The sequence below is a fragment of the Phytoactinopolyspora alkaliphila genome, from assembly GCF_010550695.1.
Taxonomy (GTDB): Bacteria; Actinomycetota; Actinomycetes; order Jiangellales; family Jiangellaceae; genus Phytoactinopolyspora; species Phytoactinopolyspora alkaliphila.
Window position 1 is genome coordinate 634871 of record NZ_JAAGOB010000001.1, and the last position, 15239, is coordinate 650109.

The window sequence follows — 15239 nt, forward strand, 5'->3', positions numbered from 1 at the left end:
CCCTTAGCGAGTTCTCAGGGTCCAGGGTTAAGGTTGGGTCCCTGTGTTCTCGACGCACCCTTCACCAACCTTTGAGGATTGTCCACCGTGCGCATCAAACGCCTGATCATTCCCTTGCTCGCCGCCTCCGGTCTCTTGCTCGCCGCATGCGGCGACGGTGACGGAAACGGAGACGGCACCAGCACGTCCTCGGACGGGGTCGACGTCTCCGGAAGCTTCGGTGAGAAGCCCACCGTGGCGATTCCGGATGACGAGCCCTCCAGCGAGCTCGAGGTCGAGGTGCTCTCCGAAGGTGACGGCAGCGAGGTCGGCGCGGACGATTTCGTGATCGCCCACTACCTCGGCCAGACGTGGGAACCGCGCGATCCGGCGGACATCCCCGAACAGCCACCGGCGGCAGGTGACGAGGAGACGGAAGAGGAGGAGACCGAGGACGGAGACGGGCCGGTCCCGTACGTCTTCGACAATTCCTACGACCGCGGAGCCGTCTCCGGCTTCTCGCTCAACCGGGTCATCGAAGGGTGGAAGGAAGGCCTAGCCGGCCAGAAGGTCGGTTCCCGGGTGTTGCTCTCCATCCCGCCCGCCATGGGTTACGGCGTGCCGGAAGGCGAAGAAGCGCCCGAGGGGCAGGAGCCTCACGACCTCAGTGAGGACACGCTCGTCTTCATTGTGGACATCGTGGAGTCGGTGGCACCGGACGCCGCCGCGAGCGGCACAGTCGTGGACGACCTCCCCGACGGGTTGCCCTCCGTCGAAGGTACCGACAGCGGCGCGCCCACCGTGGAGTTCGGCGACGCCGAGGCTCCGGACGAGTCGGACACCACGATACTGGTGCGCGGCGAAGGCGCGGAGCTCGCCGATAACGTCGTGGTCCACCTGATGGAGGTTCCTTACGACCAGCCCGATGCCATGCAGAGCACCTGGGACATGGGGATGCCGGAGCAGATCCCGGTCGAGGGACTTGCCAGTCTTCCTGGCTGGGACGGTGTGTCGGAGGAACTCACCGTGGGCTCGAGGATCCTGACCCGGATCAGCGGTCCCGACTCGGTGCCCGAAGGTTCCGAGGAGGGCGCCGAAGAGAGGCCCCTGGTGCTCGTCGTCGACATCCTCGCCACGTACTAGAATTCGGCAACCATGACACTTGAACGACCTGAGGTTGACTTCCCGGGCGGAGAGCCGCCCACGACGCTTGAGATCACGGACCTGCGCATCGGCGACGGTGCCGAAGCCCTCGAGGGCGCCAACGTCACGGTGCACTACGTCGGCGTCGACTTCGAGAGCGGCGAGGAGTTCGACGCATCGTGGAACCGCGGCGTGCCGATCGACTTTCCGCTCAAGGGACTGATCCAGGGCTGGCAAGAAGGTATTCCCGGCATGCGCGAGGGCGGGCGTCGCCAGCTCGTCGTTCCGCCGCACTTGGCCTACGGGCCGCCTGGGTCGGGTCATCGGCTCGCCGGCAAGACGCTGATCTTCGTCATCGACCTACTCAAGGTCGCCCGTAGCTGACGCCGGCGGATCGCAAACGTGCCGACGCTGCGAGGAGGTGTTTCGCGGGCATCGCTGGCCGCGAGCGACCCATCCGCCTCGCGAGCTTCGTCACCTGATCGTCGATGTGTCGTCTGATCGTTGCCGTTGAAACGATCAGACGACCAAACCTGGCCTGGTGGCCCGGGTGTATCACCTGATCTCGTCTCACAGTGTGGGCGCAAAACGATCAGGTGACCACACCCGTCTCAGCGCGGGTGTTGTGCATGCTGATCAACTACATGCAGCGCGCCGGCCGCAACCCCTGGCCTTGTCGACCCCGGGCACGTTGACTGACGTCTGCGTAGCCGCGGTCAGGAGTCATGGTGCAGCAGCGACTCCGCGTGCCGGCCAGCGGCAGCGGCGGCGAGGAAGTAGGCGCGGTCGTCGTCGAGACCACGACCCATCGTCGACAGGCGGATCGGGCAGGCTTGCAGTACCTCGTTGAGGCCGTCCACAGAGGCCGTCACCACGTGATGCCGGCCACGCAGGGCGCCGGCCTGGGCGCGGATCTTCTCGCCGAACTCGCCCGGCAGGTCGGGAAGGACGATGTCCGCGGACGTCAGGGCTACCCGGCCGTAGGCGGTGAGGCTGTGGTGGGAGATTCCGTGGTGACGAGGACGCTCGTCGGCGTCGCTGACACGCAATGAGCCGACGGGCCGTCCTCCGAGGATGACGGATGCGTTGACCGCCTCTCCGCAGGCGACCCCGGAGAAGCCCCACTTGGTGCCGGTGCCGAGATTCCCCGGGCCCTGCGCGACTACGGTGATGTCGGCGTTCAGGACGTGACGGGCGGCGAGGAGACCGGTGTGCAGGGTCACGGCCTCCAGATCGCCGCCGAACGCCTGGCCGACGGTGACCGTGCCGGTCAGCCAGCCCGCGTCTCGGAGCCCGCTGACAGCGCGGCTGAACCACGCGGGAAGCGCGCCACCGTCGGTCATGACGTAGGCCACTCGGGCCGGAGCGGCATTCGCGCGGATTCCGGCGACGACGGCCGGAAGCGCGGAGTGCAGATCCGCCACCACCACGGGCATCCCGCCGAGATCGTCGGCGTCGCGCAGCGTGGCGTGCCATGGCGAGTCCTGCTCGTCCACGCCGAGCACGGTGGTCTGCAGCGGGGTGTACCTGGCCTTCACCAGATGCCCGGGTCCGGGCGGTGGATCAGCCGGCAGCCGATCCGGTGTAGCCACCACCTGGGCATAGCCGCCGGTGCCCAAGCCCAGCTCAAGTGCCGTGGCGTTCAGCAACACGCGCTCACCGGGCACAGGCTCGCCGACCACCTGCGGAAAGGCCAGGGCACGCATCTCGCCGTCGGCACCGTCGACCATGATCTCGACGGCGCCGTGCCAGGAACGGCCGATCGAACGTACTACTCCCTCGCGCCACCGAATCACCTCGAAAGAGTAACCGAGACGCCGCGCATGCTTGAGGTAGTCTCGCGATGGGTTGATGCCGTAACGGATCCGCGGAGGGGGTGCACGTGTCGCAGCAGGCGAAGAGTGAACGACTGATGAACCTGGTCATCTGTCTGCTGGTGGCGCGCGGCTACGTTCCGAAGAGCCGGATCCGGCGGATCGTCGGCGGCTACGGCGACCAGAGCGACGAGGCCTTCGACCGGATGTTCGAGCGAGACAAAGACGAACTGCGCGAGGTAGGCATCCCCATCGAGATGGGATCGAACGACCCGTTCGGCGACGAGGAGCCGGGCTACCGGATCTCCCGCCACGAGTTCGAACTGCCCGAGATTCATCTGGAACCCGACGAAGCGGCCGTCGTCGGCTTGGCCGCCCGGGTCTGGCAGCACTCTGCGCTGGCGGCCGCCACCAGCAACGCGCTGGTCAAGCTGCAGGCCGCCGGGGTCGAGGCCGATACCCGCGCGCTCGGCGTCGTCGAGCCGCGCGTGGGCGGCGAGGAGCCGGCGTTCTGGCCGCTGTGGGAGGCTGTGCGAGACCGTCAGCCGGTGCGCTTCCCCCATCGCAAGGTGTCCAGCTCCGAAGCCATGACCAGGCATCTGCAGCCATGGAGCGTCCTGTCCTGGCACGGCCGGTGGTACGTGCTCGGCCATGACACCGACCGGGATGCGCCGCGGATGTTCCGGCTGTCCCGGATCGTCGGAGATGTCGAACAGGACGGCAGGCCGGGCGGCTACGAAGTTCCGCCACCTGAGGAAATCCGGGCCGCGGCCGCGAACCTGGTGCCACCGGAGCCGCGCGATCTCCCCACCGCGCGGGTGAGGGTCCGGCACGGTAGCGGGCACACGCTGCGCAGCCGGGCAGTACACACCGAACCGGCCGCGGAGCCCGGCTGGGACGTGGTGACGGTGTCGTACTCCTCCCTGCGCCGGCTCACCGAGGACGTCGCAGCCCACGGCGCGGATGCGGTGGCGCTGGAGCCGGAGGAGTTGCGCGCGCAGGTCATCGAGTGGCTCGGCGACGTCGCGGGGGCGGTCCGATGAGCCAGAGCGGTCAGCGGCATCGACGACCGGACAGCGCGTCGGCCCAGGTGGCGAGGTTGCTGTCGATGCTTCCCTACCTTCGCTCGCACCCGTACGCGCGAGTGGCTGAGGTCGCCGAGCTGTTCGGAGTCAGCGAACGACAGGTCATCCGGGACCTTCAGGTGCTGTGGTTCTCCGGCCTCCCGGGCCTGGCGATGGGGGACTACATCGAGGTAGACATGGAGGCGGTCGAAGGCGAGGGCGTGATCAGCGTCGCCAATGCCGACTACCTCGCCAGGCCGTTGCGGCTGCGCACCGACGAAGCTGTCGCCCTGCTCGTGGCGCTGCGCACACTCGCGGAAGTACCTGGGTCGTTCGAGCGGGCGGCGATCGACCGGGCGATCACCAAGCTGGAGCGGGCGGCCGGCGAGCACGCCGAGAGAGCGGGAGCGGTCCAGGTGCAAGTGGACGGCGACGCCGTCGCCGAGGTCGCTGCCACCATCCGCGCCGCTCTCGACGACAAGCGCCGGATCCACCTGTCGTACTGGGTACCCGCACGCGACGAGACGACGGAGCGTGACGTCGACCCCATGCGACTGGTGATCGTCGACGGCCGCCTCTACATGGAGGGCTGGTGCCGGCGCGCCGAAGAGGTGCGGCTGTTCCGCCTGGACCGGGTGGCCGGTGTGACGCTGCTCGACGTCGCCGCGGAGGTTCCGCAGGACGCCCGTCCCAGAGATCTGTCGGGTGGTCTGTTCCGGCCGTCTCCCGACGACGAGCTGGTGACCCTGGAGCTGACCCGCGGGGGCCGCTGGGTGTCGGACTATTACCCGTACGAAAGTGTGGAGGAGACCAGCGAAGGCGGCATGCGGCTGCGGCTGCGGGTACGCGACCGGCGCTGGCTGCGCAGGCTCGCTCTGCGGCTCGGCTCCACGGGACGCGTCGTCGATCCGCCTGATCTGGCGGAGGAGATCGCCGCCGACGCCAGGAATGCTCTGGATGCCTACGGTGTGAGGTAAGGTCAAGAAGCTATGTCGACGTTGGCGATCTGGCTGTTTCTCGCGGTGGCGGTGTTGTTCGTCCTCGCGGTGCTCGGCGTGCTGTTGGCCGTGCGGAGCACGTGGCGGAAGAGCAAGATCTTCGTTCGGGAAATGGACAGCCTTTCCCAGGACGTGGAACGCACCGTAGGATTACCGCAGTACCCGAATGAACACGTGCATTGAGGGCAAGACGGGCGTCCTGACGTACCATCGGTAGCACAGACCGCAAGGAGTTGGGTTCGATGTTCGGTATGCAAGGGTGGCAGCTGGTTATCGTCGCGGCGATCATCGTGCTCCTTTTCGGTGCGAAGAGGCTGCCTCAGATGGCTAGGGGCCTCGGCCAGTCGTTGAAGATCTTCAAGGCCGAGACGAAGGGCCTGATCGATGACGACTCCGCGAAGGACGACTCCGTGGTTTCCGAGTCCACGGCGCCAGGCGAGCCGAAGAGCGCGGACGCGCGCGCCGTGGAGCCCACCAAGGTGGAGACCCCGGCCGATCGTGTCAACGAGTCTTCGGGCCGCGACGCCTAGCCGGCCAGGCGCGTAAACCAACGTGGCGACCTTCATCGGACGTCGCGGGAAGTCTTCCCGCCCGGAGCGTGATCCGGAAGGCCGGATGAGTCTGGCCGATCATCTGCGTGAGCTGCGCTCGCGTTTGGTCAAGTCAGCCATCGCGGTCCTGCTGTTTGGCGTCGTCGGCTTTGTCTTCCGCGATCAGATCATGGAGTTCCTGCTGGATCCCATGATCGCGGCCGCCGAACGCACGGGCGCGGACGCCCGGGCGACGTATCAGCAGGCGACCGACCCGCTCCTGGTCCCCATGACTATCGCCATGTGGACCGGTCTGGTCTTGGGCGCTCCGGTCTGGATCTATCAGATCTGGGGATTCGTCACGCCCGCGCTGTACTCGAACGAGAAGAAGTGGGCGTTCGCGGTCGTCGGCACGGCCGTGCCGATGTTCGGTGCCGGGGTGGCCCTCGCCATCTGGGTCATGCCGAGGGCCTGGGAGTTCCTGCTGAACTTCACCCCGGACGACATCAGCAACTACGTGCCGTTCCGGGACTATCTGTCCTTCGTCATCCGGCTCACGTTCGTCTTCGGCGTGGGCTTCCTGCTGCCGATCTTCATCGTTCTGCTCAATGCCGTCGGTGTGCTGCGACACGAAGCCCTGTCGGCGGCGCGGCGCTGGGTGATCGTCGGCATCTTCGTCTTCGGCGCGGTGACCACCCCCACCGGCGATCCGCTGACCCTCATGCTGCTGGCCGTTCCGATGTGGCTGATGTTCGAGGCGGCAGTGGTGATCTGCCGGGTCATGGACCGTCGGCGTGCACGCGCCTTCGGGGGCCATCTCGCCGACGACGAGGCCACGCCGGACGACGAGCTCGACAAGATCGGCCGCATCGACGACGACAAGGACTGACCCCTCGCACGGCATGCCAGGGTTTGTGGTCGCTGAAAACGGACAAATGGGTCAGTGTAGCGACCACATCCCATGCCAGGGGTTGCGAATGTCCGGCGATGTGCCCGCGTGGGGGAGCGTGACGTCGCGGCACAACGGGTAGCCTGGGGGCCATGAGCTCGCCCGCGGAGCGGTACGCGGCGTCGCGGCGCCGGCTGGTAGACCGTCAGACGTCGCTTGGACGATTCCGGTCCACGTATCAATTCGATCTCGACGAGTTCCAGGAACGCGCGTGTGAGGCGCTCGAGACGGGCCGGGGTGTCCTGGTCGCGGCGCCAACAGGCGCGGGCAAGACGGTGGTGGGGGAGTTCGCCGTCCACTTGGCGCTGGAAGAAGGGCGCAAGTGCTTCTACACCACGCCGATCAAGGCCCTGTCGAATCAGAAGTACCACGACCTGGTGGCCCGCTACGGCGCGGACTCCGTCGGCCTGCTCACCGGAGACAACACGGTGAACGGCGAGGCTCCTGTGGTGGTGATGACCACAGAGGTGCTGCGGAACATGATCTACGCCGGCTCGGCCACGCTGTCCGGGCTCGGCTACGCGGTGATGGACGAGGTGCACTATCTGGCCGACCAGTTCCGCGGCGCGGTGTGGGAAGAGGTGATCATCAACCTCCCCGAATCGGTGAGCGTGGTGGCCCTGTCCGCCACGGTCTCGAACGCGGAGGAGTTCGGCGAATGGCTGACCACGGTCCGCGGTGACACAGACGTGGTCGTCGAGGAGCGACGCCCGGTGCCGCTGTGGCAACACGCCATGGTGGGGCCCAGGCTGATGGACCTGTTCGCGCAGACCGGTGCGTCCGAGGACGCCCGCAAGACGGTCAACCCTCAACTGCTCCGGTATACGCGGGAGGAGTCCGCGTCCGACCGGTTCGGCAACCGCCGCCGCGGACGGCCGCCGCGGGGACCTCGCGGGGGATCGGTGTACACGCCGAACCGGATCGATGTGCTCGAGCGGCTTGAGCAGGCCGACCTGCTTCCCGCGATCGTCTTCGTGTTCAGCCGGGCCGGATGCGACTCGGCGGTCCAGATGTGCCTCAACGCGGGGGTGCGGCTGACCACTGCGGAGGAACGGGACGAGATCCGGACCGTGGTCGAAGACCGTCTGGCCGGGATTCCCGACGACGACCTGCGGGTTCTCGGCTACGCCACGTGGCTCGAGGGACTGGAGCGGGGAATCGCGGCCCACCATGCGGGAATGCTTCCGGCCTTCAAGGAAACGGTCGAGCACCTGTTCGTCCGGGGTCTGCTGCGTGCCGTGTTCGCCACGGAGACGCTGGCCCTGGGCATCAACATGCCCGCGCGCAGCGTGGTGCTCGAGCGCCTGGTCAAATGGAACGGCGAAACACACGCCGACATATCACCGGGCGAGTACACGCAGCTCACTGGCCGGGCGGGCCGGCGCGGCATCGACGTCGAGGGCCATGCGGTGGTGCTGTGGCAGCCGGGTTTCGATCCCACCGCCGTCGCCGGCCTGGCCTCCACGCGCACCTATCCGCTCCGCTCGTCGTTCCGCCCGTCGTACAACATGGCGGTCAACCTGGTTGACCGGATGGGCCGGGCTACGGCGCGGGAGATCCTGGAGTCGTCGTTCGCCCAGTTCCAGGCCGACCGCGCGGTCGTCGGACTCGCCCGTCAGATGCGCCGGGGTGAGGAAGCCCTGGAAGGCTACGAGGAAGCCATGACGTGCGATCTCGGTGACTTCCGGGAGTACGACGGGCTCCGGCAGAAGATCAAGGACCGGGAGGCGGCGTTGGCTCGCGAGGGCACGGCCCAGCGGCGCGCCGCTGCTGCGAGTTCGCTGGAGAAGCTGCGCATCGGCGATGTCATCAGGGTGCCTGCTGGCAAGTCGGCGGGCCTGGCCGTGGTTCTCGATCCGGGGATGAACGGCTCGGCCCGCCAGGAAGGCCCGAGGCCCACGGTCCTGACGGAGGGCAGGCAGGTACGCCGGCTGTCCCTGATCGACTTTCCCGATCCGGTCGAGTCGCTCGCCCGGATGCGGGTCCCGCGCTCGTTCAACCCGAAGGTCCCGGCGGCCCGGCGCGACCTCGCGAACGCGTTGCGCCAGAAGGCGCCGGACACCGATGGCGACCGGCAGCGTCAGCGCCGGCGCCGGCGGGCCGCTGCCGCGGATGACCAGCAGCTGGCTCAGCTGCGCCGGGAAATGCGCGCGCACCCCTGTCACGCGTGCCCGGACCGGGAGGAGCACGCTCGCTGGGCGCAGCGCTGGCACAAGCTCCGGCGTGAGGTGAACCAGCTGTCCCGCCGGATCGAGGGCCGGACCAATACGGTGGCCCGGCAGTTCGACCGGGTGTGCTCGGTCCTCGACGAACTCGACTACCTGGACGGCGACGCGGCCACCGAGCAGGGCCGCCGCCTGGCCCGCCTCTACGGTGAGCTGGATCTCCTGGCGGCGGAATGCCTGCGCGAAGGCGTCTGGGACGCCCTGGACCCGGCGGAGCTGGCCGCATGCGCGTCGGCGCTGACGTTCGAATCGCGCCAGCCGGACGACGCGGGCCGCCCGGCGCTGCCTCCGGGACAGGTGAAGGAGCGGCTCGCGGAGATGGTGCGGATCTGGGGCAGGCTGGAGGATGTCGAGTCCGCTCACGGCGTCGAGTTCCTGCGTGAACCGGATCTGGGCTTCGCCTCCGTGGCGTGGCGATGGGCCAGCGGGCACCGTCTGGAGCCGGTGCTGCTGGACGCCGGCATGACAGCGGGGGATTTCGTGCGGGCCATCCGGCAGCTGCTCGACCAGCTCGATCAGATCGCCGACGCCGCGGCCGGAACACCTCTGCGGGACACCGCCCGGCTCGCGGTAGGTGCGCTGCGGCGTGGCGTTGTGGCCTACGACATGCTCACCTGAGGACCCGGTGCCGCGTTCACCGGTGAGGCGCTGCCGCATAACGTCATTGCCGCGAGGGCGCGGACTCGCGCAGATACTGAAGGTTCGCGGCGATGCGTTCGGTCCTCGTCTGCCCGCCCAGGCTGGAGAAGTCCTCGACCGACACCCAGCCCTCGTAGCCGACCTGGTCGAGCGCCTGCAGCAGTAGTGGTATGTCCGCGAACCCCTCGCGCAGCGGCAACTGCGTGTTCTTCCACTCGACGGTGCCGTCCGACCTGGTGCCCGCCGGGACGGTAGAGCCGTTCTTCACCTGGACGTGCGCCAGGTACGGGCCGAGCGCCTCGAGACCGAGCCGGTACTCGGTCCAGCCCTCCCAGATCATGTTGCCGACGTCGTGGATGACGCCTACGTGGCTGGGGTCGAGGCCCTCGAGGAACGCGGCCGCCGCGTGTGGGCTGGGTGTGAGTTGCCGGTGGTGGATCTCGATGTTCGCCCGTACTCCGTGCCGGGCAGCCAGCTTGGCCACCTCGCCGTACTGGGCGCGCCGGGCGTTCCACTGGCCGGCGACGCTCTGGGACGTGTCGTAACCGCCCGAGCTCACCCGCAGCTGGGGGACACCGAGCTCCTTGGCGGCGACCATGGCCGCGTCGATCGCCTCCAGGTCGCCCGGAGCGAGGTAGGTGCCGAGCGCGGGCATCTGGAGACGGGCGTCGGCGGTGATCTTCTTGATCGCCGGAATGTTCTCGGCCAGCGACGATGCCGGCCAGGTGCACCGGTTGCCGGCCCAGAATCCCGGCCTTCCGTCCGGGGAGGCCGCCTGATCCGTCACCCGCCACTCGACGCCGTCGTAACCGGCAGCGGCGATCTCCTCGGCAGCGTGTGCTGGGTCCCATTCCGGGACGCTGACGGTGAACACGGCGAACTTCATGGAGCGCATCCTCTCCAAGAGCCCGGCCGTCCGGCTACCGTTTGCCATTTCTTGCCGGCCGTCCCCGTGATCGGCGACGACTTACGGCGTCATGACTCGGTCGTTCGTCGACGATCGTGCGGGCAAAGCTAAGCGTGGTCGGCGAAACTCAGCGCGCTCTTCACTCTGGTGACCGAGGATCCGAGGCCCCAGCGCTCGGTCAGGTCCGCCAGCGCGGACTCGTCCGCCGGCTCGGTCGGCAGGCCGTCGTCGAGATCCGGAACCGGCACGTCGGTGCGAACGGCGACGACGTCTCCGGCCACCGTGAGGTAGTCGTGGGCGTCGAGGAGTTTGCGGCGGACGGTGGGTGAGAGCTCCGAGCCGGGGTCGTCGGCGGCCGCGATCAGGCTTTTGAGGTCACCGAACCGGTTGATCAAGGTCGCGGCGGTCTTGTCGCCGACACCGGGCACCCCCGGGAGCCCGTCGCTGGGGTCGCCGCGCAGCGAGGCGAAGTCCGCATAGGCCCGGCCCGGAATGCCGTACTTGGCCGTCACGACGGCCTCGTCGATGACCTCGTGCCGCCCCACGCCCCGGGCTGTATAGAGGACGCGGACCCGGCGCGCGTCGTCGACCAGCTGGAACAGATCACGGTCTCCCGTGACGACGTCGACCGGGCCGGCGGAGCGGGCGGCGAGCGTTCCGATGACGTCGTCGGCCTCGAAGCCGGCGACACCCACATGCGCGATGCCGAAAGCCTCGAGCACCTCGATGATCACCGGGACCTGGGCCTCGAGCGCGGGCGGCACCGTCTCGGCGCCGGTGGCCGCGTCGGCGAGGCGATGCGCTTTGTACGAAGGGACCAGGGCCACCCGGAACGCCGGGCGCCAGTCAGCGTCCAGGCAAGCCACCAGGTGGGTCGGCTGCCGGTCGGTGACCAGGCGGGCGATGAAGTCGAGGAGACCGCGTACGGCGTTGACCGGCGTGCCGTCCGGCGCGGTGATCTTCTCCGGCACGCCGAAGAAGGCCCGGAAGTACAGTGACGCGGTGTCGAGCAGCATGAGGCGGTTCACAAGGCTCAGCTTGCCACGGATCGCCGGCGTGGGGACAGTATGTGCGCTGCGGCACCTGTCCCGTAAGCTCTGTTTCCGTGAACGATCTCTTCAACGACCGGCTCGCCGCGGCGCGAGCGGTCGCCGCGAAGGCCGGCCTCGATGCCCTGCTGGTCACCCCGGGATCCGACCTCCGCTACCTGACCGGATATCGCGCGTTGCCGCTGGAGCGTCTCACCTGTCTGGTGCTCCCGGTCGAGGGCGAGGCGGCCCTCGTCGTACCTCAGCTTGAGGAGCCGGCCGCGGCGGCCTCGCCGGCCGGTGGACTGGCCGTGACGATCCAGCCGTGGCCGGAGACGGCCGACCCCGTGGCACTCGTCGCGGACCGGTTGCGCGATGCGCGCCGGATAGGCGTCGACGACCACATGTGGGCAGAGAAGGTGCTCCGCTTCCGGGCGGCGATGCCTCAGGCCGAACAGGCGCTCGCCGGCCAGGTCCTGGCCGGGCTGCGCATGCGCAAGGACACCGCGGAGATCGACGCACTGCGCGAAGCTGGGAGCGCCATTGACCGGGTACACGCCCGCGTCCCCGAATGGCTCAAGGCCGGGCGCACCGAGGCCCAGGTAGGCGGGGACATTGCCGCCGCCATTATCGCGGAGGGGCATGAGCGGGTCGACTTCGTGATCGTCGCCTCCGGCCCCAACAGCGCGAGTCCCCACCACGAGACAGGGGAGCGGGTCATCCAGGCGGGCGACGTCGTCGTCGTCGACATCGGCGGCACCACCGCCGCCGGCTACTGCTCCGACGAGACTCGCAGTTACGCCGTCGGGGAGCCCCCGGCAGACTTCGCCGCGCAGTACGACGCCCTGCTGCGTGCACAGCGCGCGGCCGTGGACCACGTACGGCCGGGCGTCTCCGCGGAATCGGTGGACGCCGCGGCGCGTGACGTGCTGACCGACGCGGGCCTGGGAGAGTACTTCATCCACCGCACAGGCCACGGCATCGGCATGGAGACGCACGAGGAGCCGTACATCGTCACCGGCAACGACCGTGCGCTCGAGCCCGGGTTCGCCTTCTCGATCGAGCCGGGCTTCTATATCGCCGGCCGGTACGGGGCCCGGATCGAGGACATCGTGGTCACCACCGACGACGGCGTCGAGCGGCTCAATCTGCGCCCGCGTGAGCTCGTCGTCGTCGAGCCCTGAGATCGGGTTCGCGACACCGCGGCGCAGCTAGCCGCCGAGCCCGAGGGCATCGATCGCGAGATCGACGTCGTCATCCGTCGAATAGAGGTGGAACGACGCTCGCAGCTGACCGCCGCGCACCGCGGCGCGAACGCCGGCGCGAGCGAGCAGTTCCTCGGCGCCAGGCACGTCGGCCGAGACGACAGCGGAGTTGCCCGGCTGCAGGCCCAATGCTGCCCGGAACCGATTCGCCAGCCGGACGTTGTGGTCGTGGATGGCGCCGACGCCCACCTGCTCGATCAGCTCGAGCGCGGGAGCGGTGCCGACCCAGCTGAACCAGGCAGGAGAGATGTCCAGCCGCCGCGCGTCGGATGCCAGACGCAGGGGAGGGCCGTAGTAGGACGCGTGCGGGTCTTCCCCTGCCCACCAGCCCGCCTGCGATGGCACCAGGCGCTCCCGGAACTCGGGACGGGTGACCAGGAAGCCGGTGCCGCGCGGCGAGAGCAGCCACTTGTACGCGACGGCTACCAAGGCGTCGAACCGAGTCGCGTCGACCGGCAGCCAGCCACATGCCTGGGTGGCGTCGGCCACCGTGACAGCTCCGGCGGCGCGCGCCGCCTCCACGATCGCATCGACGTCGGCCACCTCGCCGGTCGCCGACTGGACGAGGCTGAACGCCACCAGGTCGGTCTGCGCGTCGACGTACTCGGCCAGCCGCGCGGCCGGCACCGTGCGCACCTCGACGCCGTGATCCCGCTGCGCCAGCCACGGGAACAGGTTGGAGGTGAACTCCTCCTCCGGCACCAGTACCCGGGATCCCGGCGCAACCGACGCCACCACCGTGCCGAGCATCTGCGACACCTGAGCGCCCACGGAGACATCGCTCCCGGATGCTCCCACGAGACGGGCGAAGACGGCCCGAGCCTGGCTTGTCGCCTCACCCCATGGCTTCCAGGAGGTGCGTCCGCAACGCCAGTCTTGCAGGGCTGCCTGCATGGCCTCCCACGCCGGCGTCGGGGGCAGCCCGTAACTCGCGGTGTTCAGCCAGCCGGGGTCCGGGGTGAACAGCTTCTGGGCTTCCTCGATGCGCACCGCCGTATCATCGCACGGCCCGAATGCACGCTGTGGATCATCGGCACGCCGCCGTGACCCCTTAACGGACTTGTCACGATCTGGCGCCACACCGAGCCGGTTCAGCGGCTCGGTGTGGCTTGAGCGTTTACAGTGAGCGCGTGGAAGACATCGACAGGCAGATCGTGTCGCTGCTGCTGCGGGACGGCAGGATGAGCTACACGGACCTCGGCAAGGCGACCGGCCTGTCGACGTCGGCGGTGCATCAGCGGGTCCGGCGCCTGGAGGAGCGCGGCGTCATCAAGGGCTACGCCGCGGTGGTGGACCATGAGGCGCTCGGCCAGCCGCTCATGGCGTTCATCTCGATCAAGCCGATCGATCCGAGCCAGCCTGACGACTCTCCGGACCGGCTCGCGCACATCACCGAGATCGAGGCGTGCTACTCGGTGGCGGGGGAGGAGAACTACATCCTCAAGGTGCGAGTGGAGCGGCCGGTGGCTCTCGAGGAGCTGCTGGCCAAGATTCGCTCGTCGGCCAACGTGTCCACGCGCACCATGATGGTCTTGTCCACGCCCTACGAGAACCGTCCCACCATCGCCTAGTGCTCTGGCCACGAGTGCCCGGCGGACCCTGCCAGACACTCACGTCATGATCACTCGGCGGCCAGTCACCCGGTAACCACGCCGAGCGAAGGTCGCAGACATGGGTGCGTTCGCGGCATCGGTGGAGTCGTTGACCTCCGGCTCACCGGCGGCAGCGAACTGGCGCTGCGCTTCGGCGACCAAATCACTGGCATAGCCGTGGCCCCGGTGTTCAGGCAATACTCCGATGTACCCAATTGTCGCCGTCGACGGGTTACGCGTTGGCAAGACGAGGCCCACCACGTCACCTGCCGTATCACGTGCAAGCCGCCACCTGTCGCGCCCACCAGGCATCTCGCCCACCTCCGACAGAATGGCACGCGCGCCCGCCTCAGGGCCGCTGCTCGCAACCTCGTGCTGGTCGTCGGCATCAAGGCTGTCGCTGCAGATCTTGGCCAGGATGTCGATGAGGCGTTGATCGTCGTCGGCCGCGATGAACGAGAGCCGTCGCGTCGCCGGTGGGGCGCCCTCGGAAGGGATCCACCTGAAGTTGATGCGTTCGCGGTGGTAGGTCAGCCCAGCAAGCTCTGCCGCCCGGATCCGATCTGAAGCCTCAGCGAACGCGGCCGGACGTTCCCGCCAATCCGCCGGGAGGAACAGATGATAATCCGGTCGTCCGCCATGTGGATGTGGCGGCGCCCAATAGTCAGGTGTCGCGATCGCCGCATAGGCGGTTCGGAGGAGATCTGCGCCGGTCTGCACGCGATCTGGCCCCGAGCCGCAATCGAACCAGTCGAGGCTGTACGGATGAGGCGAGTCCGGCGGCCCCCAGAACGCAGCGCGAGCGATGACTTCGCTGTCGCGCAAAGCGACCCACGTCCATGCGGGACGATAGTCTCCAGCGGCGACGAACTCGTCGAACGTGCGGCTACGAGCCCCTACGCCGGTTGTGGACGGTACGGAATATTCGTTGAACAAAGGCAGTTCGCCCGCGGCGAGCGGGCGGATAACGACATCGGACATGCGAGTGCTCCTTCGAGCAAATGAACTCCCACGCCGCTACCGAAGAAGCGGGTTGGGGAGAAACGGCGAATGGCTTGGGACATCGGTTCCTCACCTCCCTATGTAGTCGTCACGTGCGAGCGATG

At 68.4% G+C, this 15239-nt stretch carries 15 protein-coding genes; 10 read left to right on the forward strand and 5 right to left on the reverse strand.

Annotation, left to right across the window (positions count from 1 at the left end):
• The first annotated feature begins 87 nt into the window (after positions 1-87).
• Together G1H11_RS02785 and G1H11_RS02790 are read left to right on the forward strand one after the other, a co-directional pair.
• Positions 88-1122: an FKBP-type peptidyl-prolyl cis-trans isomerase gene (locus tag G1H11_RS02785; RefSeq protein ID WP_163815747.1), complete on the forward strand. Its 1035-nt coding sequence runs from the start codon at positions 88-90 to the stop codon at positions 1120-1122.
• 12 nt (positions 1123-1134) lie between these two features.
• A complete protein-coding gene (locus G1H11_RS02790) occupies positions 1135-1506 on the forward strand; it encodes an FKBP-type peptidyl-prolyl cis-trans isomerase (RefSeq protein ID WP_163815748.1) in 372 nt (123 codons plus the stop codon).
• Positions 1507-1838: 332 nt separating this feature from the next.
• On the opposite strand, the gene G1H11_RS02795 is transcribed toward G1H11_RS02790, so the two are convergent.
• Complete coding sequence (locus G1H11_RS02795; RefSeq protein ID WP_163815750.1) at positions 1839-2918, reverse strand: DUF3866 family protein; 1080 nt, start codon at positions 2916-2918, stop codon at positions 1839-1841.
• Between the two features lie 86 nt (positions 2919-3004).
• Between G1H11_RS02795 and G1H11_RS02800 the strand changes: the two genes are divergently transcribed.
• The 6 genes from G1H11_RS02800 (at position 3005) to G1H11_RS02825 (ending at position 9320) form a co-directional block, all read left to right on the forward strand.
• A complete protein-coding gene (locus G1H11_RS02800) occupies positions 3005-3979 on the forward strand; it encodes a helix-turn-helix transcriptional regulator (protein ID WP_216843377.1) in 975 nt (324 codons plus the stop codon).
• Complete coding sequence (locus G1H11_RS02805) at positions 3976-4977, forward strand: helix-turn-helix transcriptional regulator (RefSeq protein WP_163815752.1); 1002 nt, start codon at positions 3976-3978, stop codon at positions 4975-4977. Before G1H11_RS02800 ends, G1H11_RS02805 begins: the two co-directional genes overlap by 4 nt.
• Positions 4978-4989: 12 nt before the next feature.
• On the forward strand, positions 4990-5181 hold the full coding sequence (locus tag G1H11_RS02810; protein WP_163815754.1) for a hypothetical protein: 192 nt from the start codon (positions 4990-4992) through the stop codon (positions 5179-5181).
• Between the two features lie 59 nt (positions 5182-5240).
• Positions 5241-5528, forward strand: coding sequence for a Sec-independent protein translocase subunit TatA (gene tatA, locus G1H11_RS02815; protein ID WP_163815756.1), 288 nt, complete (start codon positions 5241-5243; stop codon positions 5526-5528).
• Between the two features lie 22 nt (positions 5529-5550).
• Positions 5551-6417 carry a twin-arginine translocase subunit TatC gene (tatC, locus tag G1H11_RS02820; RefSeq protein ID WP_163815757.1) on the forward strand — a complete coding sequence of 289 codons (867 nt, stop codon included), beginning with the start codon at positions 5551-5553 and terminating at the stop codon, positions 6415-6417.
• A gap of 152 nt (positions 6418-6569) precedes the next feature.
• A complete protein-coding gene (locus G1H11_RS02825; RefSeq protein ID WP_163815760.1) occupies positions 6570-9320 on the forward strand; it encodes a DEAD/DEAH box helicase in 2751 nt (916 codons plus the stop codon).
• Between the two features lie 43 nt (positions 9321-9363).
• On the opposite strand, the gene G1H11_RS02830 is transcribed toward G1H11_RS02825, so the two are convergent.
• Both G1H11_RS02830 and G1H11_RS02835 read right to left on the reverse strand, forming a co-directional pair.
• Positions 9364-10227: a sugar phosphate isomerase/epimerase family protein gene (locus G1H11_RS02830; protein WP_163815762.1), complete on the reverse strand. Its 864-nt coding sequence runs from the start codon at positions 10225-10227 to the stop codon at positions 9364-9366.
• A 128-nt stretch (positions 10228-10355) separates the two neighbouring features.
• Positions 10356-11264, reverse strand: coding sequence for a 5'-3' exonuclease (locus tag G1H11_RS02835; RefSeq protein WP_163815976.1), 909 nt, complete (start codon positions 11262-11264; stop codon positions 10356-10358).
• 89 nt (positions 11265-11353) lie between these two features.
• Here G1H11_RS02835 and G1H11_RS26820 point away from each other — a divergent pair, with 89 nt between their 5' ends.
• Positions 11354-12460 carry a M24 family metallopeptidase gene (locus tag G1H11_RS26820; protein ID WP_216843379.1) on the forward strand — a complete coding sequence of 369 codons (1107 nt, stop codon included), beginning with the start codon at positions 11354-11356 and terminating at the stop codon, positions 12458-12460.
• A 27-nt stretch (positions 12461-12487) separates the two neighbouring features.
• On the opposite strand, the gene G1H11_RS02845 is transcribed toward G1H11_RS26820, so the two are convergent.
• Complete coding sequence (locus G1H11_RS02845) at positions 12488-13531, reverse strand: aminotransferase class V-fold PLP-dependent enzyme (RefSeq protein ID WP_163815766.1); 1044 nt, start codon at positions 13529-13531, stop codon at positions 12488-12490.
• A gap of 140 nt (positions 13532-13671) precedes the next feature.
• Between G1H11_RS02845 and G1H11_RS02850 the strand changes: the two genes are divergently transcribed.
• A complete protein-coding gene (locus G1H11_RS02850) occupies positions 13672-14112 on the forward strand; it encodes an AsnC family transcriptional regulator (protein WP_163815768.1) in 441 nt (146 codons plus the stop codon).
• Positions 14113-14151: 39 nt separating this feature from the next.
• Here G1H11_RS02850 and G1H11_RS02855 read toward each other — a convergent pair whose 3' ends face one another.
• Entirely contained in the window at positions 14152-15114 is a 963-nt protein-coding gene (locus G1H11_RS02855; RefSeq protein ID WP_163815770.1) for a GNAT family N-acetyltransferase, read from the reverse strand.
• Between the last annotated feature and the right edge of the window lie 125 nt (positions 15115-15239).